This is a genomic window from Pseudoxanthomonas winnipegensis, assembly GCF_004283755.1.
GTDB lineage: Bacteria > Pseudomonadota > Gammaproteobacteria > Xanthomonadales > Xanthomonadaceae > Pseudoxanthomonas_A > Pseudoxanthomonas_A winnipegensis.
Window position 1 is genome coordinate 594121 of record NZ_SHMH01000001.1, and the last position, 23009, is coordinate 617129.

General features: G+C 69.4%; 19 protein-coding genes and 1 pseudogene. 11 read left to right on the plus strand and 9 right to left on the minus strand.

Features of this window, described 5'->3' with window-relative positions:
- The first annotated feature begins 69 nt into the window (after positions 1 to 69).
- On the plus strand, positions 70 to 1767 hold the full coding sequence (locus tag EAT51_RS02685) for a proline--tRNA ligase (RefSeq protein ID WP_130561246.1): 1698 nt from the start codon (positions 70 to 72) through the stop codon (positions 1765 to 1767).
- A 169-nt stretch (positions 1768 to 1936) separates the two neighbouring features.
- Positions 1937 to 2296 (plus strand): annotated as a pseudogene (locus EAT51_RS02690) (H-NS histone family protein); the annotation flags it as partial.
- A 93-nt stretch (positions 2297 to 2389) separates the two neighbouring features.
- On the opposite strand, the gene EAT51_RS02695 reads toward EAT51_RS02690, so the two are convergent.
- Positions 2390 to 3628 carry a threonine/serine exporter family protein gene (locus EAT51_RS02695; RefSeq protein ID WP_130515310.1) on the minus strand — a complete coding sequence of 413 codons (1239 nt, stop codon included), beginning with the start codon at positions 3626 to 3628 and terminating at the stop codon, positions 2390 to 2392.
- A gap of 109 nt (positions 3629 to 3737) precedes the next feature.
- Between EAT51_RS02695 and EAT51_RS02700 the strand changes: the two genes are divergently transcribed.
- Genes EAT51_RS02700 through EAT51_RS02720 form a run of 5 tightly spaced genes read left to right on the plus strand, consistent with a single transcriptional unit; the run spans position 3738 to position 8188 of the window.
- Entirely contained in the window at positions 3738 to 4631 is an 894-nt protein-coding gene (locus tag EAT51_RS02700; protein WP_130561247.1) for a DMT family transporter, read from the plus strand.
- Positions 4628 to 5746, plus strand: a complete 1119-nt coding sequence (locus tag EAT51_RS02705; RefSeq protein WP_130561248.1) for an ABC transporter permease — start codon at positions 4628 to 4630, stop codon at positions 5744 to 5746. The genes EAT51_RS02700 and EAT51_RS02705 overlap by 4 nt, the downstream gene beginning before the upstream one ends.
- A gap of 59 nt (positions 5747 to 5805) precedes the next feature.
- On the plus strand, positions 5806 to 6600 hold the full coding sequence (locus EAT51_RS02710; protein ID WP_130561249.1) for an ABC transporter ATP-binding protein: 795 nt from the start codon (positions 5806 to 5808) through the stop codon (positions 6598 to 6600).
- Between the two features lie 20 nt (positions 6601 to 6620).
- Positions 6621 to 7547 carry an MlaD family protein gene (locus EAT51_RS02715; RefSeq protein ID WP_130515304.1) on the plus strand — a complete coding sequence of 309 codons (927 nt, stop codon included), beginning with the start codon at positions 6621 to 6623 and terminating at the stop codon, positions 7545 to 7547.
- On the plus strand, positions 7544 to 8188 hold the full coding sequence (locus EAT51_RS02720; RefSeq protein WP_130561250.1) for an ABC-type transport auxiliary lipoprotein family protein: 645 nt from the start codon (positions 7544 to 7546) through the stop codon (positions 8186 to 8188). The genes EAT51_RS02715 and EAT51_RS02720 overlap by 4 nt, the downstream gene beginning before the upstream one ends.
- Positions 8189 to 8224: 36 nt before the next feature.
- Here the strand turns inward: EAT51_RS02720 and EAT51_RS02725 are convergent, their stop codons facing one another.
- Positions 8225 to 8806, minus strand: a complete 582-nt coding sequence (locus EAT51_RS02725) for an alpha-ketoglutarate-dependent dioxygenase AlkB family protein (protein WP_130561251.1) — start codon at positions 8804 to 8806, stop codon at positions 8225 to 8227.
- Positions 8807 to 8848: 42 nt separating this feature from the next.
- Between EAT51_RS02725 and EAT51_RS02730 the strand changes: the two genes are divergently transcribed.
- The gene (locus EAT51_RS02730) at positions 8849 to 10918 is read left to right on the plus strand and encodes a glycoside hydrolase family 99-like domain-containing protein (RefSeq protein WP_130561252.1); all 2070 of its coding nucleotides are present in this window, start codon (positions 8849 to 8851) and stop codon (positions 10916 to 10918) included.
- Here EAT51_RS02730 and EAT51_RS02735 read toward each other — a convergent pair.
- The 5 genes from EAT51_RS02735 to EAT51_RS02755 all read right to left on the minus strand — a co-directional run bounded on the left by EAT51_RS02735 (position 10915) and on the right by EAT51_RS02755 (position 16785).
- On the minus strand, positions 10915 to 11547 hold the full coding sequence (locus EAT51_RS02735; protein ID WP_130561253.1) for a CoA transferase subunit B: 633 nt from the start codon (positions 11545 to 11547) through the stop codon (positions 10915 to 10917). The genes EAT51_RS02730 and EAT51_RS02735 overlap by 4 nt on opposite strands.
- Positions 11547 to 12257, minus strand: coding sequence for a CoA transferase subunit A (locus tag EAT51_RS02740; RefSeq protein WP_130561254.1), 711 nt, complete (start codon positions 12255 to 12257; stop codon positions 11547 to 11549). Before EAT51_RS02740 ends, EAT51_RS02735 begins: the two co-directional genes overlap by 1 nt.
- Positions 12258 to 12428: 171 nt before the next feature.
- Positions 12429 to 13868 carry an alginate export family protein gene (locus EAT51_RS02745; protein WP_165422679.1) on the minus strand — a complete coding sequence of 480 codons (1440 nt, stop codon included), beginning with the start codon at positions 13866 to 13868 and terminating at the stop codon, positions 12429 to 12431.
- Positions 13869 to 13891: 23 nt separating this feature from the next.
- Complete coding sequence (locus EAT51_RS02750) at positions 13892 to 15307, minus strand: UbiD family decarboxylase (RefSeq protein ID WP_130561256.1); 1416 nt, start codon at positions 15305 to 15307, stop codon at positions 13892 to 13894.
- 128 nt (positions 15308 to 15435) lie between these two features.
- The gene (locus EAT51_RS02755; protein ID WP_130561257.1) at positions 15436 to 16785 is read right to left on the minus strand and encodes an MFS transporter; all 1350 of its coding nucleotides are present in this window, start codon (positions 16783 to 16785) and stop codon (positions 15436 to 15438) included.
- A 210-nt stretch (positions 16786 to 16995) separates the two neighbouring features.
- On the opposite strand from EAT51_RS02755, the gene EAT51_RS02760 reads away from it, so the two are divergent.
- From EAT51_RS02760 to EAT51_RS02770, 3 genes are all read left to right on the plus strand, one after another.
- Positions 16996 to 17934, plus strand: a complete 939-nt coding sequence (locus EAT51_RS02760) for a LysR family transcriptional regulator (protein WP_130523109.1) — start codon at positions 16996 to 16998, stop codon at positions 17932 to 17934.
- Positions 17935 to 18158: 224 nt separating this feature from the next.
- Positions 18159 to 19616 (plus strand): aldehyde dehydrogenase family protein, encoded by a 1458-nt coding sequence (locus EAT51_RS02765; protein ID WP_205965152.1) that lies wholly within the window; start codon positions 18159 to 18161, stop codon positions 19614 to 19616.
- A gap of 23 nt (positions 19617 to 19639) precedes the next feature.
- The gene (locus EAT51_RS02770) at positions 19640 to 20242 is read left to right on the plus strand and encodes a UbiX family flavin prenyltransferase (RefSeq protein ID WP_130523108.1); all 603 of its coding nucleotides are present in this window, start codon (positions 19640 to 19642) and stop codon (positions 20240 to 20242) included.
- A gap of 141 nt (positions 20243 to 20383) precedes the next feature.
- Here the strand turns inward: EAT51_RS02770 and EAT51_RS02775 are convergent, their stop codons facing one another.
- Both EAT51_RS02775 and EAT51_RS02780 read right to left on the minus strand, forming a co-directional pair.
- Positions 20384 to 22078: a GMC family oxidoreductase gene (locus EAT51_RS02775; protein WP_130561258.1), complete on the minus strand. Its 1695-nt coding sequence runs from the start codon at positions 22076 to 22078 to the stop codon at positions 20384 to 20386.
- 111 nt (positions 22079 to 22189) lie between these two features.
- Positions 22190 to 22975 carry an enoyl-CoA hydratase/isomerase family protein gene (locus EAT51_RS02780; RefSeq protein WP_130523106.1) on the minus strand — a complete coding sequence of 262 codons (786 nt, stop codon included), beginning with the start codon at positions 22973 to 22975 and terminating at the stop codon, positions 22190 to 22192.
- Positions 22976 to 23009 lie beyond the last annotated feature (34 nt).

A 23009-nucleotide genomic window follows, 5' to 3' on the forward strand; every position in this document is an offset into this window, starting at 1 on the left:
GCCCAGCCGACCGGCGCGCGTGGCGCGCAGCTGGCAAAATGGCGGCTTTCCGCCAGCGATACCTCCACGATGCGCCTGTCGCAGTTCCACCTCCGCACCACTAAGGAAACCCCCAACGACGCCGAGCTGGTCAGCCACCAGCTGATGCTGCGCGCCGGCATGATCCGCAAGCTGGCCTCGGGCCTGTACACCTGGTCGCCGCTGGGCCTGCGCGTGCTGCGCAAGGTCGAGGCGATCGTGCGCGAGGAAATGAACCGCGCCGGCGCGATCGAGCTGCTGATGCCGACCATCCAGCCGCGTGAGCTGTGGGAGGAGTCCGGGCGCTGGGCCAAGTTCGGTCCGCAGCTGCTGAAGATCAAGGACCGCAAGGAGCAGGAGTTCTGCTACGCGCCCACCGCCGAGGAAGTGATCACCGACTTCGCGCGCAACGAGCTGTCCAGCTACAAGCAGCTGCCGGTGAACTTCTACCAGATCCAGACCAAGTTCCGCGACGAGATCCGGCCGCGCTTCGGCGTGATGCGCTCGCGCGAGTTCCTGATGAAGGATGCGTACTCCTTCCATCTGCACGCCGATGATCTGGTGCGCGAGTACCGCAACATGCATGCGGCCTATACGCGCATCTTCACCCGGCTGGGGCTGGAGTTCCGCGCGGTGCTGGCCGACTCCGGCGCCATCGGCGGCGATGCCTCGCAGGAATTCCACGTGCTGGCCGGCTCCGGCGAGGACGCGCTGGCCTTCTCCACCGCCTCGGATTACGCGGCCAACGTCGAGGCCGCCGTCGCGGCCGAGCCCGCGCCGCGCCCGGCGCCCGGCGAAGCCCTGCGCCGCGTCGAGACGCCCACGCAGAAGACCTGCGAGGACGTGGCTGCGCTGCTGGGCATCGCGCTGCAGCGCACGGTCAAGTCGATCGCCACCATGAGCGAGGACGGCTTCGTGCTGGCGCTGGTGCGCGGCGACCACGAGGTCAACGAGATCAAGCTGGGCAAGGTCGCCGGCATGGCCGGCTACCGCATGGCGACCGAGGCCGAGATCCTGGAGCACCTCGGCAGCCAGCCCGGCTTCCTCGGACCCGTAAAGCCGGCCAAGGCCATCCGCGTGATCGCCGACCGCGAGGTCGCCGCGCTGGCCGACTTCGTCGTCGGCGCCAACGAGGCCGGCTTCCACATCGCCGGGGTCAACTGGGGCCGCGACCTGCCCGAGCCCGATGCGGTGGCCGACATCCGCAACGTGGTCGAAGGCGACCTGGCCGCCGACGGCGGCCAGATCAAGCTCGCGCGCGGCATCGAGGTCGGCCACATCTTCCAGCTCGGCAAGCAGTACGCCCAGGCCCTGGGGGCCACTGTGCTGGACGAGACCGGCAAGGCCGCGGTGATGTCGATGGGCTGCTACGGCATCGGCGTCTCGCGCATCGTGGCCGCGGCGATCGAGCAGAACCACGACGCCAACGGCATCATCTGGCCGAGCGCGATGGCGCCGTGGCAGGTGGCCGTGTGCATGATCAACCCGAAGGGCGATGCCGCGGTGACCGAGGCGGCGCAGTCGCTGCTGGGCGAGCTGCAGGCGGCTGGCCTGGATGCGGTGCTCGACGACCGCGGCCTGCGCCCGGGCGCGATGTTCGCCGACATCGAGCTGATCGGCATCCCGCATCGGGTGGTGGTGTCCGAACGCGGCGTGGCCGCCGGCACCTTCGAATACCGCGCGCGCCGCGCCGAGGCGGCCGAGAATCTGGACAAGGCCGCCCTGTTCGAGCGCCTGCGCGCGGGCTGATCGGCACGGGAATCTCCCGCCCTGGAATCGACAAAGCCGGCGCATGCCGGCTTTGTCATATTGGCGAATAATAAAAAAACATTTGTCATCGATAACCCGATTGGATTAGGATCGGTCCGCTTTCGCCAAGGATGGGCATGGTTATCCCTTCCCTTTCCGGAGTTATTCGATGTCGATTGATCTGTCCGGCCTGTCGGCCAAAGAACTGGCCTCGCTGATTACCCAGGCCCAGAAACGCCAGACCGTGATCTCCAAGCGCACGCCCATCACCAAGGTCCGTGCCCGCATCCTGAAGTTCGCCAAGGCGGAAGGGTACTCGATCGAGGAACTGTTCGGTGGCGGCAGCGCCGCGCCGACCCGCGGCAAGGCCGCCAAGAAATCCCCGACCGCCGGCCGCAAGCTGGGCAAGGTCGCGCCGAAATACCGGAACCCGGCCAACAGCAAGGAAACCTGGACCGGCCGCGGCAAGCAGCCGCGCTGGCTGGCCGCGCTGGTGGCCAGCGGCAAGAAGGTCGAGGATTTCCTGATCAAGTCCGGCAAGAAATAATCCGACCGTCCTCGCACAAACAAAAACGCCGGCATTGCCGGCGTTTTTGTTTTCACGCGCAATCAAATCGACGCGCTAGAGCGCCTTGCGCGCAGAGATCAGCAGGTTGCCGAACAGCAGGCCGGCCACCAGCGCCATCAGGATCTGCAGCACCACCAGCAGGGTCGAATCCGGGCTGTTGGCCCCGCTGGCCAGATTCATCAGCACGCGCAGGCTGGCGCTGCCCGGCACCAGCATGATGATGCCGGGCAGCCGGATCAGCGCACCGGGCCGGTTGTAATAACGCGCGAACGCATTGCCCAGCGCCGTCATCACCAGCGCCGACAGGAACAGGCCGACCTCGCTGCCCCAGGCCTTGCCGGCGTAACGCGAAATCAGATATCCGCAGATCGCCGCGCCCATCGCCCAGGGGTAATCACGCCGATGCGCCTTGAACAGCACCGCGAAGGCGAAGGCGCTGATCACCAGCGCGCCCCATTCCACCCAGTCCGGCTGCGGCCGTAGCGCGCGCACCTCCGGGTAGAGGCCCAGCAGCTGGGCCAGGGTGACGGCGATGATGCTGCCCACGGCCAGCTTGATCACCGTGGTGACCGCGCCGGCGAAGCGCGCCGTGCCCGACACCCAGTGCTGGCTGGTGAGCTCGTTGAAGGCGTTGGTCAGGCTCATGCCGGGCAGCAGCACGACCAGCGCGGTGATGATCACCGAGTTGAGGTTGAGCGGGCCGACCAGGTTGGAAATCAGGATGGCGACCAGGCCGGCCACCAGCGAGGCGATGGCATCGCTGGCCTCGCGCAGCTGCGGGCGACGGTCGGTCAGCTGCGAGAGCACGCCGATCAGCAGGCCGATCAGCGTGGCGGTGGCGATGTCCAGCCACGGCAGCCGCCACAGCCCGGCCACGCCGCCGGCGGCCAGCCCGTAGGCCAGGATCTGCATCAGGCGGAAACCGCGCGTGGGCAGCTGGTCCAGCGCGCGCAACGCGGCATGGCCCTCGGCCAGACTCATCTGCCCGCCGGCCACCGCGTCGGCGATGCGGTCGGCTTCGCTGAGCTTGTAGAGATCGTTCTCGCCCGGGGCCAGGCGGATCACGCGGGTCGTGTCGCTGGCCCCCAGCGCGCGCTTGGGGTCGCTGAAGCTCAGGATCATGCCGGTCGGGTTGGACCAGGGCTCGCAGTCCAGCCCCAGCTGCGCCGACAGGGCCAGGATGCTGCCCTCCAGGCGCTGGGCGGTGGTGCCGTAGCGATGCAGGCGCGCGGCGATCTCGCAGACAAAGGCGATGCGCTGGGCGTAGGTGGCGGGCGCGGGGGGACGGGACATCGACACGGCTTCGGGAGTTGACGCCTAGTGTAGGCGGGGGCATGCGTTCTCCTACACTGATGGGCTGCTCCTTTCGCGACCGCGTGCCCATGCCGCTTACCTGCTCCCTATGAACATCGGCCTGGGCGAAGCCATGGCCCTGGGCAGCGCGGCGACCTGGGCGTTCGGCGTGATCCTGGCCCGCCAGCTGGGCCGCACCCTGCCGCCGCCGACGCTGAACCTGTTCAAGAACGGCCTGGTGCTGCTGGCGCTGACCCCGCTGGCGCTGGCCTCCACCCATGGCCAGCTGCCCAGCCTGAGCGTCGGCGCGCTGCTACTGGCGCTGGTCAGCGGGATCATGGGCATCGCCGTGGCCGATACGCTGTACTTCCGCGCGCTCAACGAGCTCGGCGCCGGGCGCATGGGCGTGGTCGGCAATCTCTACAGCCCGCTGGTGCTGCTGATGGGCTATGCCTTCCTGGGCGAGCGGCTGGGCCCGTGGCAGTGGCTGGGCTTCGCGCTGGTGGCGGGCGGTGTGCTGCTGATCGCGCGGCCCACGGGCACCTGGCAGACCCGGCCGGCGCATGCGCTGCGCGGGGTGCTGATCGGCGCGGCCTCGATCGCGCTGATGGCGGTGTCGATCGTGATGCTCAAGCGCGTGCTGGAGGCGCATGCGCTGCTGTGGATCACCCTGCTGCGCCTGCTCGGCGCGGTGGCCGGCCTGCTGGCGCTGGCGGCGTGGCCGCGCACGCGCGCGCATTTCCGCTTCGACCCAGGCCCGGTGCCGTGGGGCCGGCTGGTGCTGGCCGCGCTGTGCGGACAGGGCCTGTCGATGGTGCTGTGGCTGGGCGGCTACAAGTACGCGCCGGCGGCGGTGGCGGCGATCCTCAACGAGTCGGCCTCTGTCTTTCTGGTCATCCTGGGCGCGCTGTGGCTGCGCGAACCGCTGGGCCGCCGGGCCCTGGTGGGCGTGACCTTGACCTTCACCGGCATAGCCTGTATGCTCGCGGCCAGACCGCCATGACCACGCCCGCCCCGACACAGCCCGAGGTCCGCATCGACCCGGCCGAGCCCACGCGGGCCCGGTTGCTGGGCAACTGGACGCTGGCCTGCGCCCTGGATGTGGGCCGCCAGCTCACCGCCATCCCCGCCGACGCGCAGACGCTGGACGCCACCGGGGTGTCGCGGCTGGATTCGGCGGGCGTGCTGGCGCTGCTGCGCTACGCCAGCCGTAACAAGCTGCCGCTGGAGAACCTGCTGTTCCGCCAGGATCACCAGGCGCTGGTGTCCAGCATCGAGGACGTGGTCGACGACCGGCCCCGCAAGAAACGCGACTACGGCTTCCTGGCCGCACTGGCGCGCCTGGGCTACCAGGTCCAGCAGAACGGCCGGGCGATCATGGCCTTGGTCAGCTTCACCGGCGAGAACCTGGTCAAGCTGATGCGCATCGTGCACGAGCCGCATCGCCTGCGCCTGACCTCCACCGTGCACCACATGGAACAGGTCGGGCTGGACGCGGTACCGCTGGTAGCGCTGCTGTCCTATCTGGTCGGCGCGGTGATCGCCTTCCTCGGCTCGACGATCCTGCGCGACTTCGGCGCGCAGATCTATGTGGTCGAACTGGTCTCGATCGCCACCCTGCGCGAGCTGGCGCCGCTGATGACCGCGATCGTGGTGGCCGGCCGCACCGCCAGCTCGTTCACCGCGCAGATCGGCGCGATGAAGAGCCGCGAGGAGGTCGATGCGATCCGCACGCTGGGCCTGGACCCGATCGACCTGCTGGTGATCCCGCGCCTGCTCGCGCTGCTGTTCACCCTGCCGCTGCTGACCTTCGTGGCGATGATGGCCGGCCTGGCCGGCGGCGTGACGGTCGGCGCCTTCGACCTGGGCATCCCGCCGCAGATGTATCTGGCGCGCCTGCACGACACGATCGAACTGCGGCACATGCTGGTCGGCCTGGTGAAGGTGCCGGTGTTCGCCATGGTGATCGGCCTGATCGGCTGCCTGGAAGGCCTGCAGGTGCAGGGCACGGCGCAGTCGGTGGGCGAGCGCACCACCTCCAGCGTGGTGCAGACGATCTCGCTGGTGATCGTGATCGACGCCTTCGCCGCACTGTGGTTCATGCAGGTGGGCTGGTGAACGTCGCGCAGGGACCAGGGGCCGGGGACCAGGGGCCAAAGAGCGGGCAACTGCAGCCGATGCCGACCGAGGCCCCGGGACAGGACGAGACCGACGCGGTGATCCGCGTACGCGGGCTGGTCAACCGCTTCGGCGCGCAGACCGTGCACGACGGGCTGGACCTGACCGTGCGGCGCGGCGAGATCATCGGCATCGTCGGCGGCTCGGGCACCGGCAAGTCGGTGCTGATGCGCAGCATCCTGGGGCTGCAGATCCCCGAGGCCGGCCAGATCGAGGTGCTGGGCGAAGACGCACGCCACGGCGGCCGCGCCGCGCGCCAGCGCATCGAGCGCAATACCGGGGTGCTGTTCCAGGACGGCGCGCTGTTCTCCTCGCTGACCGTGGGCGAGAACGTGCAGGTGCCGCTGAAGGAACACCACCCCGAGCTGCCCGAGACCTTCCGCTACGAACTGGCCCTGCTGAAGGTGAAGCTGGCCGGCCTGCCGGCCGACACGGTCAACAAGCTGCCCTCGCAGCTGTCCGGCGGCATGCGCAAGCGCGCCGGCATCGCCCGCGCGCTGGCGCTGGACCCGCCGCTGCTGTTCCTGGACGAGCCCACCGCCGGGCTGGACCCGATCGGCGCGGCCGCTTTCGACACGCTGATCAAGACCCTGCAGGAAGCGCTGGGCCTGACCGTGTTCATCATCACCCACGACCTGGACACCCTGTACGCTATCTGCGACCGCGTGGCGGTGCTGGCGGACAAGCAGGTGGTGGTCAACGCGCCGCTGTCCGAGGTCGAGCAGTTCGATCACCCGTGGGTGCAGGAATACTTCCACGGGCCACGGGCCCGGGCCGCGCGCGATGCGCGTTAACGACTAGCGGAGCACCGGATTTGGAGACCAAGGCCAATTACGTCCTGATCGGCGCCTTCACCATCATCGTGGGCATCGGCCTGCTGCTGTTCGGGCTGTGGGCGGCCAAGTATTCGTCCGAGCGCAGCTTCCAGGCCTACCAGGTGGTGTTCCGCGAGGCCGTCACCGGCCTGAGCGTGGGCAGCCCGGTGCAGTACAACGGCATCGCGGTCGGTTCGATCACCAAGCTGTCGCTGGCGCCCAACGACCCCAGCCAGGTCATCGCCCAGCTGCGCCTGGATTCGAGCACGCCGGTCAAGACCGACACCACCGCCAAGCTCGCCATCACCAGCCTGACCGGGCCATCGATCATCCAGCTCAGCGGCGGCTCGCCGCAGTCGCGCGCGCTGACCGAGGTGGACAAGCGCGACGTGCCGGTGATCCGCACCAGCCCCTCGGCGCTGCAGAACATCACCGACACGGCCAACCGCATCGTCGAGAAACTCGATCAGGTGCTCAGCGACAAGAACGTGGCGGCCATCTCCTCCACGCTGCAGAACCTGCAGTCGATCAGCGGCGACATCGCCAACCGCGAGGCCGGCGTGCAGGCGCTGCTGGTGTCCGCGCGCGACGCGGCGCAGAACCTGGACCGCACCCTGACCACCGCCAACGGCACGCTCAGCGACCTGGACCGCCACGTCGTGCAGCAGCTGCCGGCCACGCTGGCCAAGCTGGATGCCGCCCTGGCCAAGCTCGATTCGGCCGCGGGCAACGCCGACGCGATCCTGGGCGAGAACCGCCAGGCCATCAACAGCTTCGCCAACGACGGCCTGGGCCAGCTCGGGCCCACGCTGGGCGAGCTGCGCGGCCTGATCCGCGACCTGCGCCAGGTCAGCGACCGGCTGGAAGGCAACCCCGCGCGCTACCTGCTTGGCCGCGACGCACCCAAGGAGTTCGAACCCAAATGAAGGCGCCGCTGCTGTTTTTGACGCTGGCCTCGACCCTGGCCCTGGCGGGCTGCTCGTCCCTGCTGGGCGGCGGCGCGCGCACGCCGACCACCATCTACGCACCGCCCGTGCAGGTGACGCCCGACCCGGCCTGGCCGCAGGTGGCGGCCTCGATCGTGGCGACCAAGCCGACCGCGCCGCGCCTGCTCGACAGCGCGCGCATCGCCGTGCGCCCGAGCCCCGACGAGCTGCAGGTCTACAAGGGCGCATCCTGGGCGCAGAGTGCGACCAGCATGCTGGAGGATGCGGTGCTGCGCACGTTCGAGGACAGCGGCAAGACCGGCGGCGTGGGCAGCGCCGAATCCGGCATCCACGGCACCTACAAGCTGCTGCTGGACGTGCGCCGCTTCGAATCGGACTACGCCGGCGGCGCCACGCCGGCGGCCACGCTGGTGGTCAACGCCAAGCTGGTGCGTAACCTCGACCAGAGCGTGCTCGCCTCGCGCACCTTCAGCGTCGCCCAGCCGGCCGCCGGCACGGACATCGCCCAGGTGGTGCCGGCCTTCGACCAGGCGCTGGTGCAGCTGACCGGTCAGATCGTCGGCTGGACGCTGACCACCGCCGCCGCCCAGCCGGCCACACCGCCGCGCGCCTCCCCGTAGATCCGCTGAACGCGGCTGCCGCGTCCGGCCTAGCTTTCAGCGCCGTAGCGGCCGGATGTGGCGGAAGGTGAGGTTGAGGCGCGGCCCCACCGGCTTGGCGGTGCGCGGCAGCGCATGCTGCCAGTCGCGCTGGCAGGCTCCACGCATCACCAGCAGACTGCCCGGCGCGAGCACCAGCGTCTGCTTGACCGCGTGGTCGTCGCGCCGACGCAGCACGAAGCGCCGCGCCGCGCCGAGACTGAGCGAGGCGATCACCGGCTCGGCCCCCAGCTCCGGCTCGTCATCGCTGTGCCAGCCCATCGCGTCGCGCCCGTCGCGGTACAGATTGGCCAGCACACTGTTGAACGGCACGCCCAGCTCCTCGCGCAGGCGATCGCGCAGCGCCGCCAGCGCCTGCGTCCACGGATGCGGCGCGAAGGTCTGCCCCGAATACCGATACACCGCCTGCGGATCGCCGATCCAGCAGCTCAGCCGCGGCGAATCCACCCAGCGCCCGAACAGGCGGATGCGGTGGATGGACCAGGGCAGAGTTTCGGTCAGCTGCTGCTGCAAGGCCTGCGCATCCTCGGGAGCGAGCCAGTGCGTGTGCAGTGCCAGCAGCGCGTCGTTGCGTGTCATCCCAAGCCTGCGGGTGCCTGCCAGCGTCGATTCTGGGATCATTTGAGCATGCCGAATCCGCATTCTCCACGCCTGCGCAGGTTGCTGTTCACGACCGCGCGTGCGGTGTTCCGCCTGGTGCCGATGTCGCAGGCGCAGCGCGATCGCGTTCGCAATCGGCTGCTGCAGCGCTTCCACGGCTGGCTGCCGCCCGCGCCGCGTGGGCGACAGGATGCGGGGCTTTCATCGCGTCGGCCGAAGGTGCGCGCGGTGCGGGCGGCGATCGGCTATCAGCCGCCTCAGGCGCCCGTGCCGCTGCCATCGCCGCTGCCGGCACGCGTGATCGCCTTCTATCTGCCGCAATTCCATCCGATCCCGGAGAATGACGCGTGGTGGGGCGAGGGTTTCACCGAATGGCGCAACGTGACCCAGGCGCTGCCGCAATTCGAGGGACATCAGCAGCCGCGGCTTCCCTCGGATCTGGGCTTCTACGATCTGCGCGATGTCGACACGCTGCGCCGGCAGGCCGCGCTGGCGCGCGAGCACGGCGTCGAGGGTTTCTGCGCTTATTTCTATTGGTTCGGCGGCAAGCGTTTGCTCGAGACGCCGCTGCAACGCTGGCTGGAAACGCCGGACCTGGCGCTGACCCTGTGCCTGTGCTGGGCCAACGAGCGCTGGGCGCGCAACTGGGACGGCCGCAGCGGCGTGACGCTGATCGACCAGCAGCACAGCGAAACCGACGACCTGGCCTTCATCGCCCATGTCGCCCAGTACCTGCGCGATCCGCGCTATCTGCGCGTGGACGGCAAGCCGCTGCTGCTGGTCTATCGCCCTGGCCTGTTGCCCGATGCCGCGGCCACCGCCGCGCGCTGGCGCCAGTGGTGTCGGGAGCACGGCGTCGGCGAGCTGCATCTGGCCTATGTCCAGGGATTCGAGCGGCCGGTGCCCAACAGCATCGGCTTCGATGCGGCGATCGAGTTTCCGCCCAATCTGGCCACCCCGCCCGACCTGACGGCGCGGCAGCGTCTGATCAATCCCGAGTACGGCGGCAGCGCGCTGGACTGGCGCGCGTTGGCGCAGGAGGTCGTCGCGCGCCCCGATCCGGGCTATCCCCGTTACCCCGCGGTCAACCCCGGTTGGGACAACGAGCCGCGGCGCGCCGGCCATGGGCGTAGCTATCTGCATGCTTCGCCGCGTGGCTATCGCGACTGGCTGCGCGCCACGATCGCGCAGCGCCTGCCCTCCGATCGCCGCGACGAACGCCTGGTGTTCGTCAACGCGTGGAACGAATGGGCCGAGGGCGCCGTGCTGGAGCCGGATATCCGCCTGGGCCATGCCTGGCTCAATGCCACGCGCAACGCGCTGCTGCCAGTGCCCGCGCCGGATCGACGCCCGCACGTGGTGGTGCACGCGTGGTACCTGGAGGCCGTGCCGGACCTCGTGGCCTCGCTGCGCGCCTCCGGCCTGGCGTGGCGCGCCATCTTCACCACCTCGCCGGAGAAGGCCGATGCGCTGCGCGACCTGCTCGCGGACTGCGGCCTGGACTGGGAGGTCGCCGCTTATGAGAACCGGGGCCGCGACGTGCTGCCCTTCCTGCATGTCGCCGATCGCCTGCTCGAGGCCGGCGTGGCATGGGTGCTGAAACTGCACACCAAACAATCCGTGCACCGCGACAACGGCACGCAGTGGCGGCGGGAACTGGTGGAGCGCCTGGCCGGCCAGCGCGCCGTCGCGCTGCTGGAACACGCACACCAGACGCCCGACCTGGGCCTGATCGCACCCGAAGGCCACGTGTTGCCGCTGGAGCGGTTCATGGGCGCAAATGCGGATGCGCTGGACTTTCTGGAAGTGCGCTGCGGGCTGCCTGCCATCGCGCCGACTGCAACGGTCTTCCCTTCCGGCAGCATGTACTGGGTACGACTGGAGGCATTGCGTCCGCTGCTGGACGCGCATCTGTCGCCCGAGGACTTCGAGCCCGAGCAAGGCCAGATCGACGGCACCCTCGCGCACGCCATCGAGCGCGCACTCATGCATGTCGTCCATGCGTCGGGACACGTGCATCGCACCGCGGCCGCGGTGCTGGGCCTGCCCGAGAACCGCGACGGCGACTACGCGTTCGCCAGATCCGCTTAGGCGGCAGCCAGACGCGCGCCGGTCTTCTCCGCGACCTCCTCGCGGCTCACCCCATCAGCCAGCTCCACCAGCTTCAGGCCCTCGGCGGTGACGTCGAACACGCCCAGGTCGGTGATGATGCGGTCGACCACGGCCACGCCGGTCAGGGGCAGGTCGCAGTCGGGCAGCAGCTTGTGGCTGCCGTCCTTGGCCACGTGCTCCATGAGCACCACCACGCGCTTGACGCCGGCGACCAAGTCCATCGCCCCGCCCATGCCCTTGACCATCTTGCCGGGCACCATCCAGTTGGCCAGGTCGCCCCGCTCGCTAACCTGCATCGCGCCCAGGATCGCCAGATCGATATGGCCGCCGCGGATCATCGCGAACGAGTCGTGGCTGCCGAAGAAGCTGGCGCCCGGCCGTGCGGTCACGGTCTGCTTGCCGGCGTTGATCAGGTCGGCGTCCACCTCGTCCTCGCTCGGGAACGGGCCGATGCCCAGCAGGCCGTTCTCCGACTGCAGCCACACGTCCACGCCCTCGGGAATGTAATTGGCCACCAGCGTCGGCAGGCCGATGCCGAGGTTGACGTACATGCCGTCGGCCAGCTCCTGCGCGGCGCGCGCGGCCATCTGTTCGCGGGTCCAGGCCATCACTCGTCTCCTGCGGCACGCACGGTGCGTTGTTCGATGCGCTTCTCCGGATGCGCGTTGAGGACCAGGCGATCGACATAGATGCCCGGCAGATGCACCTGGTCGGGATCGAAGCTGCCGACCTCGACGATCTCCTCGACCTCAGCCACGCACACCTGCCCGGCCATGGCGCAGGCCGGGTTGAAGTTGCGCGCGGTCTTGCGGAACAGCAGGTTGCCGGCGGTGTCGGCCTTCCACGCCTTGATCAGGGCCACATCGGCGCGCAGCGCGGTCTCCAGCACGTAGCGCTTGCCGTCGAACTCGCGCGTCTCCTTGCCCTGCGCGATCACCGTGCCGTAGCCGGTGGCGGTGAAGAAGGCCGGGATGCCCGCGCCGCCGGCGCGCAGGCGCTCGGCCAGCGTGCCCTGCGGGTTGAACTCCAGCTCCAGCTCGCCGGACAGGAACTGCCGTTCGAACTCTTTGTTCTCGCCCACGTAGGACGAAATCATCTTGCGGATCTGGCGCGTTGCCAGCAGCTGGCCCAGGCCGAAGCCGTCGACGCCGGCGTTGTTGGAGATCACGGTGAGGTTGCGCACGCCGGTGTCGCGCAGTGCGGCGATCAGCGCCTCGGGGATACCGCACAGGCCGAAGCCGCCGACCGCCAGGGTCTGGCCGTCCGCCACCACGCCATCGAGCGCCGCCTGCGCGCGCTCATACACCTTGCCGCGCATCGGGCGCGCTGAAGACGTCGGGACCATCGCGATATCCGCCGGGAAAGAGGACTGAAATTCTAGCGGACCGCCCCCTCGCGCTGCCTATTGCACTTTCGTCCGTGCGCTGCGGTACAGCAACCGGAGGAGGCCTCCTCGACCGGGCGGGTCTCCGCAGGCCCAAGGCATCCCTCAGAAGCGGAACGTCATGAACCCGCCGAAGAACGTGGCGTCGCCGTAGCCGGCATCCTCCATCGCCGCCGCGGCCAGGAAGCGCTCGGCGCGCGCAGTGAACGCCACATACCGACTGACCTTCCATGTGGCGTTGAGCCGCAGCAGGTCGCCGATGCGCCTGCCATCGGTCCGCTGCGTGCCGGCATAGGCGGTGCCGGCGCCGCTGTAGATGGCGTCATCGGTGCTCTGGCGCCACATCCGCTGATACTGCAGCTGCACGCTGGTGGTCCTGCTCGGCGCGAACTGGAACATCGGCGCGAAGGCGATGTAGTTGGTGCTGCCGAACCAGGTCGCCCAGCTGTGATACGGCCCGCTGCCGAACAGGATCGAGCTGTTGCGCAGCGTGCTGCTGCCATAGGCGCCGCCGCCGGAGCTCAGGTCGGCGTGGAAGCCGACCTGTGGCGCCCAGCCGATGCCGGAGAGCTTCCAGTTGAAGGTCGAGTACGCCGAGTAGGCGCGCAGGTCGCGCCCGCCGAAGTCGCCGGTCTGGTACATCGCGGCGGTGTCGAACGTCAGCGCGCCGTGCGTGCCGTAGAAGTGCATGCCGAAGTAGTCGCGCGTTTCCCTGGCGACCTTGCCGCCCCAGGCCTTGTTGTCGTCGAGGGCGTGGAACCAGAACGGCTCCAGGTACAGGCCGGTGCCCGCCAGCCGGAAGCCGGCCAGCGCACCGCTGAAGCGCTTGCTCGACAACGTGCCATCGTCGAAATAGCCGCCCTGCTGATCGACATAGCGATAGTCGAACACGTCCAGCCGACGGTCCGCAGCGATCGCCCACGCACGCACGCCGTCGAAGGTGACGCGGGTGTTGGAGTTCTCGCGCGTGGTCACCAGCCACTGCGGGCCGTCCTGGAAATCCTGTCGCCCCACGCGTACGCCGACCTCGGCATCACCCCACTTGCCGGTCAGATCGACGAAGGCCTGCTGCAGGAACGCGTCGTCGCGCTGCGAAGCCGGGAAGCTGGTGACGTTGCGGCCGTCGTAACCGCCATGCGCCAGCTCGGTGAACGCGCGGACGTGCTCGCCCACATGTAGGTCCGCACCGAGGAAGGCACGATACAGCCACGGCGACTGCGAGGCCGCGCCCTCGCGCAGGCCGATGGCGCTGTAGTAGTCGCCGCGGAAGCGCTGCTCCATGCTCACGCTCAGATAGGTGTCGCCGCTGTCGTTGAACGGGATGTACTTGAGTCCGTCGAACACGCCGGTGCGCTTGGCCGGATCGCGCAGCGCGGTCCAGTCCTCCACATAGCGCGACATCCAGGTGTCGGGGCCGGTCTTGCCGCCCCAGCCCTGCGCGGCCAGCGGATAGCCGGCGTCCTGGCTGGCCATCTGCGCCTGTGCGGCGGGGATGCCCGCGGCCAGCGCCGTGGTCATCAGGACGGCGATCTTGCACTTGCGCATGGCACTCCCCCTCCCGAAGGTGTTCATGCGGCGCGGTCGGCTGCGCCGCGCCAGTCCCGGCGGCCGGTGATCACGGCCTGCAGGTCCAGCGTGTCTTCGCCGGGAATGCGGATGCGCTTGTACTTCATCTCCGGCGCATCGACCGGGATGGTGGCGTCCAGTCCCATCTTGGCGCCCACGCCATCGTCGGTGGACGGATCGAGCTTGGAGCCCTGGCTGTTGCCGATCACCACCAGATCGCGATCGGCCTGGAAGCGCGTGGCCACCGCCCACTCGACTTCCTGCGGGTCATGGATGTCCACGTCGGTGTCGACCACCACCACATGCTTGATGTCGTAGTGCGCGGCGAACGCGCCGAGGATGACGTTCTTGCCCTCGCCGTTCTGGCGCTTGTCCAGCTTCACGTAAAGGTGATAGCGGCCGACCCCACCCAGTGCCAGGTGCACATCGCGCACGCCGGGGAAGCTGCGCTGCAGCTCATTGAGGATGGTGGCCTCACGCGGGATCGCGCCCAGCAGCAGGTGCTCCAGGCCGCCGCCGACGATGGTGTGGAACACTGCATCGCGGCGATGGGTGATCGCGTCGACCTCGATCACATGGCGACGCGCGCGCTCGCCGTAGTACTGCGGGAATTCGCCGAACGGCCCTTCCTCCTCGCGTTCGTCGGCCAGCAGCCTGCCCTCGATGACGATCTCGGCCTGCGCCGGCACGCGCACCTCGTTGGTGGTGCACTTGACCACTTCCAGCGGCCGGCCGTGCAAGGCGCCGGCGATCTCCAGTTCGTCGTGGTCCACCGGCACGATCGCCTGCGAGGACAGCAGCGTGGCCGGGTCCACGCCGATGGCGATGGCCATCTGCAGCGGCTTGCCGTCCTTCTCGGCCATGCGGTAGTAGTGGTCGGTGTGGCGCGGCAGCAGCAGCACGCCGATGCGGTTCTTGCCGCTGATCTGGCAGCGGTGGATGGCGACGTTCTGGATGCCGGTTTCCGGGCTGCGCGAGATCAGCAGGCCGGCGGTGATGTAGGCGCCGCTGTCGTGTTCGTTGTGGGTGGGGATCGGCAGCTGCCTGAGCAGATCGATCTGCGTGTGCACCACCTCCTGCGCGGGGGCGTCGCCGACCTCCTTCCACGGAATCGGGTTGGACGCGGCGTGCTGGAACCGCGCCAGCAGCTCGTCCTGCGCCACGCCCAGCGCCTCGGCCATCCAGCCACGGTCGGACACGATGCCGGAGATCACCGGGATCGCATGCGCGCCATCGGGACGGGGAAAGAACGTGGCCTGGCGCCCGTCCAGCTTGTGCGCGACCGCCGCGATCTCGTGCCGCAGCCTGAGCCCGTCGCGGGCCACGGCCAGTTCGCCACGCGCGGACAGGCGGTCCAGCCACTGACGCAACGACAGCGCGCCGTGCGTGTTGCCGGATCTGGGATTGGAATCAGCCATGGTTGCCTTCATCGGTCGGCCGCACGCCAGGGGCTGCGCGCGCCGTGTGGGAACACCGGCACGCTCGGGTGCCGGCAAGAAGTCGCGAACGGACCACCCGGCGCGGGGCCTGGGCGATCGCGCGCGGTCTAAAGCGTCCTGCCGCGCGTCTCGGGGATGACCACCGCGCCGATCAGGTAGATCAGGCCGATCACGCCGGTGAACACCGCCAGCACCGTCGGGATCTGCGCGGGCGTGGCGCTGGCCAGAGACACGAAGGTCGGCATGGTCCCGCCCAAGGCGAAGCCGATGTTCCAGCTCAGGCCGGTGCCGCTGGCGCGCAGATCGGTGGAGAAGCGCTCGTTGAGAAAGATCATGATCGGCGCGATCGCCGCGCCGCCGATCAGCGAGATCGCCACCGCGTACAGCAGCACCGTGTCGACCGAGCCGGCCGCACCGCTCACGCCATGGAACAGCAGCGGCAGACCGACCAGCGCGGCCAGGCCGGCGACGATGAAGCTCGGCTTGCGCCCGACCTTGTCGCTGAGCCAGCCGAAGAACAGCGCGCTGACGATCACCGCCACCGAGCCCCACATCAGGATGTGCGAGCTCTCCCCGTGCGGCACCTCGGCCACCAGATTGAGCAGAGTCGGCAGGTAGCCGGAGGTCAGGTAATAGGTCGCACCGCCGCCGAAGGTGATCAGCAGATTGACCAGCATGACCTTGCGGTACTCGCGGCCGAACACGCGCCGCAGCGGCGAGACCTTCGGCGCGGCGGCGACCTTGCCGCTGGCCTTGGCCTCCTGCAACTGCTTCCAGACCGGCGATTCCTCGAGGAACTTGAACATGATCAGGCCGAAGGCCGTGCTGATCAGCCCGGTGAAGAACATGAAGCGCCAGCCCCAATGGTCGAACTGCGCATCGGGGAAGATGCCCGACAGCACGAAGTAGGCGAAGGAGGCCATCAGCGCGCCGATGCCGGCGCCGGCGCCGCCGACCAGGCCGGACACCAGACCGCGATACCGCGGCGGGATCGACTCGGTGCCGATGGTATGGGTGGAGGCGACGATGCCGCCGACGAACAGGCCCTGCACTACGCGCAGTACCAGGAACAGCACCGGCGCCAGGAGGCCGACCTGCTCGATGGTCGGCAGCACGCCGAAGGCCGCAGTGGCCAGGCCGACGCCGACCATCGCCACCATCAGCGCCAGCTTGCGGCCCTTGCGATCTGCATAGGCGCCGAACACGGCCGAGCCCAGCGGGCGTACCAGCAGCGCCACCGCGAACGAGGCATAGACCGCCGCCAGCGACAGCGTAGGCGTGTGCGAGGGGAAGAACAGCCGGCCCACGATCGGGGCGACGTAGAGCAGCAGGAACAGGTCGAACAGATCCAGCGCCCACCCGAAGGTGGAGGCGAAGGCCGCAAGCAGCACCTTGCGCGGTGGAATGGGCGCAGCCGCCCCCGTCGCCCCGCCTGGCGAGGTCGTGGTTCCGCTCATGTTTCCCCTCCTCGGAAATGGATGAACGTTGCTCGAGTTGTGGCCGTGCGCGGCGAAGCCGCATCGGCGTCGCGCCTGGCGGCGATGGCCAGCCCGACGGGCGCACCCCGGAAGGGGCAACGGCCGCAGCCTCGCCCAGGCGGCCGATAATTCCAAATAATGAATTTAGATATGATCCATCAGATTTTCTGACCTCATCCCGGAGGGGCGATGGACCTGCGACAGATCAATTACTTCCTGGCGCTGTACGAAGAAGGCAGCGTCACGCGCGCGGCGCAGCGCATGAACGTGGTCCAGCCCGCGCTGTCGATGCAGATCGCCAAGCTGGAGCGCGAGCTGGAGCAGAAGCTGTTCGAGCGCACCCCCAAGCGCATGGTGCCGACCGCCGCCGGCCGCACGCTGCACCGGCTGGTGACGCCGATCCAGCGCGATTTGGCCGCGGCGATGACGCATATGGCCAACCTGTCGGGCACCGTCTCCGGCGAGGTCTCCATCGGCGTGCTGTCCTCGGTCACGCGCAGCGTGATTCCCGGCGTGCTGATGGCCTACTCGGCCGACTATCCGGACGTGCGGATCTCCATCGCCGATGGCTATTCGCAGACCTTCATCGAATGGGTCAACGCCGGCCGCCTGGACGTGGCGGTGATCAACCGGCCGGCGCGCCGCCTGGGGCTGGAGATGATCCCGCTGCTGGAGGAAGAGATGGTCCTGGTCGGCGCGCGCGGCAACGCCCCGCCGAAGATCCGCTCGCTCGGCGACGTGGCCGCGCTGAAGCTGGTGCTGCCGTCCAAGCGCCACGGCCTGCGCGCCGAGCTGGAGCGCCACATGGCCGGGCTCACCGTCGAGCTGGAACCGCAGCTGGAGATCGACTCGACCGACTCCATCGCCGACCTGGTCGCGCGCAGCGACTGGTTCACCGTGCTGCCCAGCATCGCCGTGCACCGGCAGCTGCTGGATGGCTCGCTGGTGGGGTATTCGATCGGCCGCTCGCGGATCACCCGCCATCTGGTCGTCATCCACCAGGCGCGGCATCCGCTGGGGCCGGCGGCGATGCTGCTGGTCGAGCGCCTGCGCGAGGCGCTGCACGAGACGCGCGAGGCGCTGGAGCCGATCCTTATCAGATCATCTGATAAAAAAAATAAAGACTGATTATTAGACTTGATGCCCAGCCCGCGCTAGCGTCGCCCTCGGGAGTGGCGCGCCGTCCGCGGGCGCGCCGCCGCCGAGCCTCGATTTCCTCCGGGCGCGGCGGTCGGGAGGCGCGGTGGGATGCAGCGCGCATCGGCGCGGCCGCGGGCCGGCGCCTTCCCGCGCGGGATGTCCCGCCACAGACGCGTCCGGATCGTCGTGCGCCATGCACCCAGGACGCTTCCGTGACCCGTTCCCCCGCCATGCACTGGATCGACGGCAAGGCCGTCGGCACCGCCTTCCTTCCCAGCCAGGACCCGGCCAACGGCCAGGTCCTCGGCCAGTACGCCGACGGCGGCGCGGCAGAGGCGCAGGCCGCCATCGACGCGGCCCGCCGCGCCTTCGACCACGGCGCCTGGGCCGCCTCGCCGCGCCTGCGCCAGCGCGTGCTGCTGGACTGGGCCGCCGCCCTGCAGGCACGCGCCGATGCACTGGCCGAGCTGCTGACCCTCGAGAACGGCAAGGTCATCGCGCAGTCGCGCGGCGAGGTGGCCGGCGCGATCTCCGAGATCGAGTACTACGCCGGCCTGGCCCGTCACATTCCCGGCCACGTGCTGGAACCCGAGCCCGGCGTGCTGTCCACCGTGCTGCGCGAGCCGGCCGGCGTGGCCGGCATCATCGTGCCGTGGAATGCGCCGGCGGTGCTGCTGGTGCGCGCGCTCGGCCCGGCGCTGGCCGCCGGCTGCACGGTGGTGGTCAAGCCGGCCGCGCAGACCACGCTGTTCAACGCCGCGATCCTGGCCCCGCTGCTGCAGCATCCGCAGCTGCCGGCCGGCGTGGTCAACGTCTTCAGCGAGGCCGGCAGCGCCGGCGCTTCGCTGCTGGCCACCTCGCACGCGGTGGACGTGATCTGCTTCACCGGCTCGACCGCGGTGGGCAAGACCATCATGCGCAACGCCGCCGACAGCATGAAGAAGCTCTCGCTGGAACTCGGCGGCAACTCGGCCTGCCTGGTGTTCCCCGACGCCGACGTGGAGGCGGTCGCGCCCAGGCTGGCCGCCGCCGCGACCATCCTCTCCGGCCAGCAGTGCACCGCGGCGCGGCGCGTGCTGGTGCACAAGAGCAGGCTCTCGGAGATGAAGCAGGCGCTGACCGGCGCGCTGGAGTCGCTGCGCCTGGGCCCCGGCATCGATCCGGTCTCGCAGATCGGCCCGCTGATCGACCGGCGCGCGCGCGATGGCGTCGCCGCCCAGATCGCCCAGGCCTGCGAGCTCGCCGACCAGGTGCTGCTGCGCGGCGGCGTGCCCGACGGCGCGCTGGCCGAAGGCGCGTTCTTCAAGCCCGCGCTGGTGTATCACCGCGACAGCGGTGCCGACTTCGTCCAGGACGAGATCTTCGGCCCGTTCCTGGTGCTGGAGTCGTTCGAGGACGAGGCCGAGGCCATCGCGCGGGCCAACCACACCGTCTTCGGCCTGTCGGCCAGCGTGTGGACGCACGACGGCGCGCGCGCCCTGCGCGTGGCCCGCGCCCTGCGCAACGGCACGGTGTGGATCAACGAGCACAACCGGCTGCTGGCCGAAGTGGAGACCGGCGGCTATCGCCAGAGCGGCCTGGGCCGTCTGCACGGCTACGACGCGCTGGCCGACTTCACCGAACTCAAGCACATCTACCAGGCGCCGGGCGTGGCCGGCGTTACGCCGTGATGGCCGACTCAGGAGACCAGCCGATGCGTGCAGACCCGCAGCAGAACCCGCCGCTCATCGTCGGCATCTCCGGCGCCAGCGGCGTGATCTATGGCGTGCGCCTGCTGGAAATGCTCAAGGCGCTGCGGATCCCCGCGCACCTGGTGATGTCCAAGTCCGCCGAGATCACCATCGCCCACGAGACCGACCTGAAGATCGCCGAGGTCAAGGCGCTGGCCACGCAGGTCCATGCGCACCAGGACATCGCCGCCTCGATCTCCTCCGGCTCGTTCCGTACGCGCGGCATGATCGTCGCGCCGTGCTCGATGCGCTCGATGTCCGAGATCGCCACCGGCGTGACCTCCAGCCTGCTCACGCGCGCCGCCGACGTGGTGCTGAAGGAGCGCCGCCGCCTGGTGCTGATGGTGCGTGAGACGCCGCTGCATACTGGCCACCTGCGCAGCATGACCCAGCTCTCGGAGATGGGCGCGATCATCGCCCCGCCGGTGCCGGCGTTCTATGCGCGCCCCGAGTCGATCGATGCGATGGTCGACCATACGGTAGGGCGGGTGCTGGATCTGTTCGAGATCGAGACGGGGACGGTGAAGCGGTGGCGGCAGGGCGTGGATGCGGAGGCGGGGCAGTAGGTTTGCGGCGAGCGCTGGCTGGGTAAGGCGGCGGGCATCCGTTGACGCGCCGGCAAAGGCGAACAGCGAAGTCCCTGGATTCCCGCGCTCGCGGGAATGACGCGCTGGGGGTTCTGCTTCGGCGTTGGATGTTGGTGCGGCTCACACCGCCTTGCGCATGCCGTCCGCGATCTTCTCCGCGATCATGATGGTCGGGATATTGGTGTTGGCCGACGGCAGGCGCGGCATCACCGAGGCGTCGGCGACGTAGAGGTTGTCCACGCCGATCACCTTGCCGGCCGGATCCACGACAGCGCTCAGATCGTCCGCGCGGCCCATGCGGCAGGTGCCGCTGGCGTGCCACACGCCGAACACGTTGGCGCGCACGAAGGCTTCCAGCTGCGCATCGTCGCCCAGCACCGACGCCAGCGAACGCCCGCCGTTCATCACCCGGCGCAGCACCCGCTGGCGCAGCGACGCCGGCACGTCCAGCAGCGCGCCCAGCAACCTGGTCAGCAGCGCGTTGCGGCGCGTGACCGCGCTGAGCTGCTTGATCGCCGGCGTGAAGCCGGCCGGGAACAGATCGTCGATGTCCGGATTGAGCGCCTCGCACACCGCCAGCCGCACCAGCTGGCGCACGCCGTGCATCATCCGCTGCAGATCGGCCGGCGCGGAGAGCAGGTTGAGATCGACCTTCGGATAGTCGTCGGGCGAGGCCGAAACCAGATGCACGCGCCCCTGCGAGTGCGGCTGGTTGCACCACAGGAAGAACAGGCTCAGGCGCTGGCCCAGCGCATGCCAGCCGGCGCGCGCCGAGGCGGTGAGGTACATGTCCGACGCGCTGCCGCCTTCGATGCCCGAGCTGTAGCGCATGGCCACAAAGCTGGCGCGGCGATAGCTCGGCGGCAGGCGCAGCGCGCGCGGCAGGTACTGGCACAGCGTCAGCGCCGGATGATCGTGCAGGTTACGGCCCACGCCGGGGCGATTGGCGATGACCTGGATCCCGAGCGCCGCCAGCGCCTGGCCATCGCCGACGCCCGCACGCATCAGCAGCGCCGGCGACTGCAGCGCGCCGGCGGTGAGGCTGACGCGCCCGGCGTAGACCAGCTCGCGCACGCCGTCTCGCTCCAGCTCGACACCGACCACGCGGCGGCCTTCGAACTTCAGCCCGACCACGCGTGTGTTGGCGCGAACCACCAGGTTGCGGCGCGCACGCACGCTCGCATCGAGATAGCCCGTCGCGCTGGACACGCGCCGGTCGTGCTCGTTGGAGAACGCCGGTGGGAACAGCCCGTCCTCGAAATCGCCGTTCTGGTCCAGCCGCATGGAAAGACCGCTGGCGGACAGCGCCTGCGTCACCGCGGTCGCATAGGGCGGGAATGCCTGCAGCTTGACGCGGCGGATCGGAATCGGCCCGTCGCGGCCGTGCAGCGGGCCGTCGCAGTCGAGGTCGCGCTCGAGCTTGCGGAAGTACGGCAGCACGCCGTCCCAGTCCCAGCCCTCGGCCCCCAGCGCGGCCCAGGCGTCGTAATCGCGCGGCAATCCGCGATTGGCCGCCTGCACGTTGATCGACGAGCCTCCGCCCATCACCCGGCCCTGCTCGTAGGCGCGCGACAGCACGCGGCCATCCGCAGCGCGCGTGGTCGAGGCCGACAGCCCCGGCCAGATGTAGCGCTCGCCATGGAACAGCGCCATCGGATAGCTGTCCAGCAGCGCCTCGGGCACCTGGCCCGGTGGCGTGTCGATGCCGGCCTCGACCAGCAGCACGCGCCGGGCGGGATGGGTCGAGAGCCGGTTGGCCAGCACGCAGCCGGCCGATCCACCGCCTACGATCACCTCGTCGAACACTTGCGTCATCGCACTACCCTACGCGGCCCGCCGCAACCGGTGCTGGCCAGGAAGAAGATCCACGCGCGCCGCACCCGCGCGGTGGCGCGGGGCACAGCGCGCCTGCGCCGTTGCCCGCGATCAGCGGCCCTGGAAGTTCGGCTTGCGCTTGGCGTGGAAGGCCTCGACGCCTTCGCGGAAGTCGTCAGAGCTGCGCAGGCGGCTGTAGCAATGGCCTTCCAGCTCGATCGCGATGGACAGCGAGGCGTCCTCGGTATCGTTGAGCAGCTTCTTGGCAGTGCGCTGGGCCAGCGGCGAGAAGCCGATCAGCTCCTTGACCAGCGCGTCGGTGGCCGCTTCCAGCTCGCCGTCGGCGACCAGCTCGGTGGCGATGCCCCAGTCGTAGGCCTGCTGCGCCTTGATGCGCTTGGAGCGCATGACGATGTCCTTGGTGCGGGTGATGCCGACGATCTTCTGCAGGCGCGCCGAGCCGCCCGAGCCCGGGATCTGGCCGAGCTTCTGCTCCGGCAGCGCGTATTCGACGGTCTCGGAGACGATGCGGAAATCGCAGGCCAGCGAGATCTCGAAGCCCACCCCGAAGGTGTAGCCGCGGTTGGCGGCGATGACCGGCTTGCTGGCGCGCGCCGGGGCGGCGATGTTCCAGGCCAGATGCGAGACATGCTCCGGCGAGGCCTCCAGGAAGCCCATGATGTAGCCGCCGGAGGAGAAGTGCTCGCCCTCGGCACGCAGCACGATCACGCGCACGCGCGCATCGGCGTCGAGCCGCTCGAACGCCAGGCGCAGCGCGTCGCGCTGGTCCATGCTGATGGTGTTGAACGGCGCGCGGTCCAGCACGATGTCGCCGCGCTGGGCGTCGGCGTCGACTTCGATGCGGAAGCCGTCGAGGGTTTCGATGGTCTTGGACATGGGGTTCTGCCTTGTGGGTAGGGGAAAGAAGAGG

What these genes read in the sequence shown, in the direction of transcription:
- EAT51_RS02760 (WP_130523109.1), top strand. Translation starts at nt 16,996, where the DNA reads ATGGACCTGCGACAGATCAATTACTTCCTGGCGCTGTACGAAGAAGGC.
- EAT51_RS02740 (WP_130561254.1), bottom strand. Translation starts at nt 12,257, where the DNA reads ATGCGCGGCAAGGTGTATGAGCGCGCGCAGGCGGCGCTCGATGGCGTG.
- EAT51_RS02725 (WP_130561251.1), bottom strand. Translation starts at nt 8,806, where the DNA reads ATGACACGCAACGACGCGCTGCTGGCACTGCACACGCACTGGCTCGCT.
- EAT51_RS02695 (WP_130515310.1), bottom strand. Translation starts at nt 3,628, where the DNA reads ATGTCCCGTCCCCCCGCGCCCGCCACCTACGCCCAGCGCATCGCCTTT.
- EAT51_RS02780 (WP_130523106.1), bottom strand. Translation starts at nt 22,975, where the DNA reads ATGTCCAAGACCATCGAAACCCTCGACGGCTTCCGCATCGAAGTCGAC.
- EAT51_RS02770 (WP_130523108.1), top strand. Translation starts at nt 19,640, where the DNA reads ATGCGTGCAGACCCGCAGCAGAACCCGCCGCTCATCGTCGGCATCTCC.
- EAT51_RS02705 (WP_130561248.1), top strand. Translation starts at nt 4,628, where the DNA reads ATGACCACGCCCGCCCCGACACAGCCCGAGGTCCGCATCGACCCGGCC.
- EAT51_RS02710 (WP_130561249.1), top strand. Translation starts at nt 5,806, where the DNA reads ATGCCGACCGAGGCCCCGGGACAGGACGAGACCGACGCGGTGATCCGC.
- EAT51_RS02735 (WP_130561253.1), bottom strand. Translation starts at nt 11,547, where the DNA reads ATGGCCTGGACCCGCGAACAGATGGCCGCGCGCGCCGCGCAGGAGCTG.
- EAT51_RS02755 (WP_130561257.1), bottom strand. Translation starts at nt 16,785, where the DNA reads ATGAGCGGAACCACGACCTCGCCAGGCGGGGCGACGGGGGCGGCTGCG.
- EAT51_RS02685 (WP_130561246.1), top strand. Translation starts at nt 70, where the DNA reads ATGCGCCTGTCGCAGTTCCACCTCCGCACCACTAAGGAAACCCCCAAC.
- EAT51_RS02775 (WP_130561258.1), bottom strand. Translation starts at nt 22,078, where the DNA reads ATGACGCAAGTGTTCGACGAGGTGATCGTAGGCGGTGGATCGGCCGGC.
- EAT51_RS02745 (WP_165422679.1), bottom strand. Translation starts at nt 13,868, where the DNA reads ATGCGCAAGTGCAAGATCGCCGTCCTGATGACCACGGCGCTGGCCGCG.
- EAT51_RS02720 (WP_130561250.1), top strand. Translation starts at nt 7,544, where the DNA reads ATGAAGGCGCCGCTGCTGTTTTTGACGCTGGCCTCGACCCTGGCCCTG.
- EAT51_RS02750 (WP_130561256.1), bottom strand. Translation starts at nt 15,307, where the DNA reads ATGGCTGATTCCAATCCCAGATCCGGCAACACGCACGGCGCGCTGTCG.
- EAT51_RS02700 (WP_130561247.1), top strand. Translation starts at nt 3,738, where the DNA reads ATGAACATCGGCCTGGGCGAAGCCATGGCCCTGGGCAGCGCGGCGACC.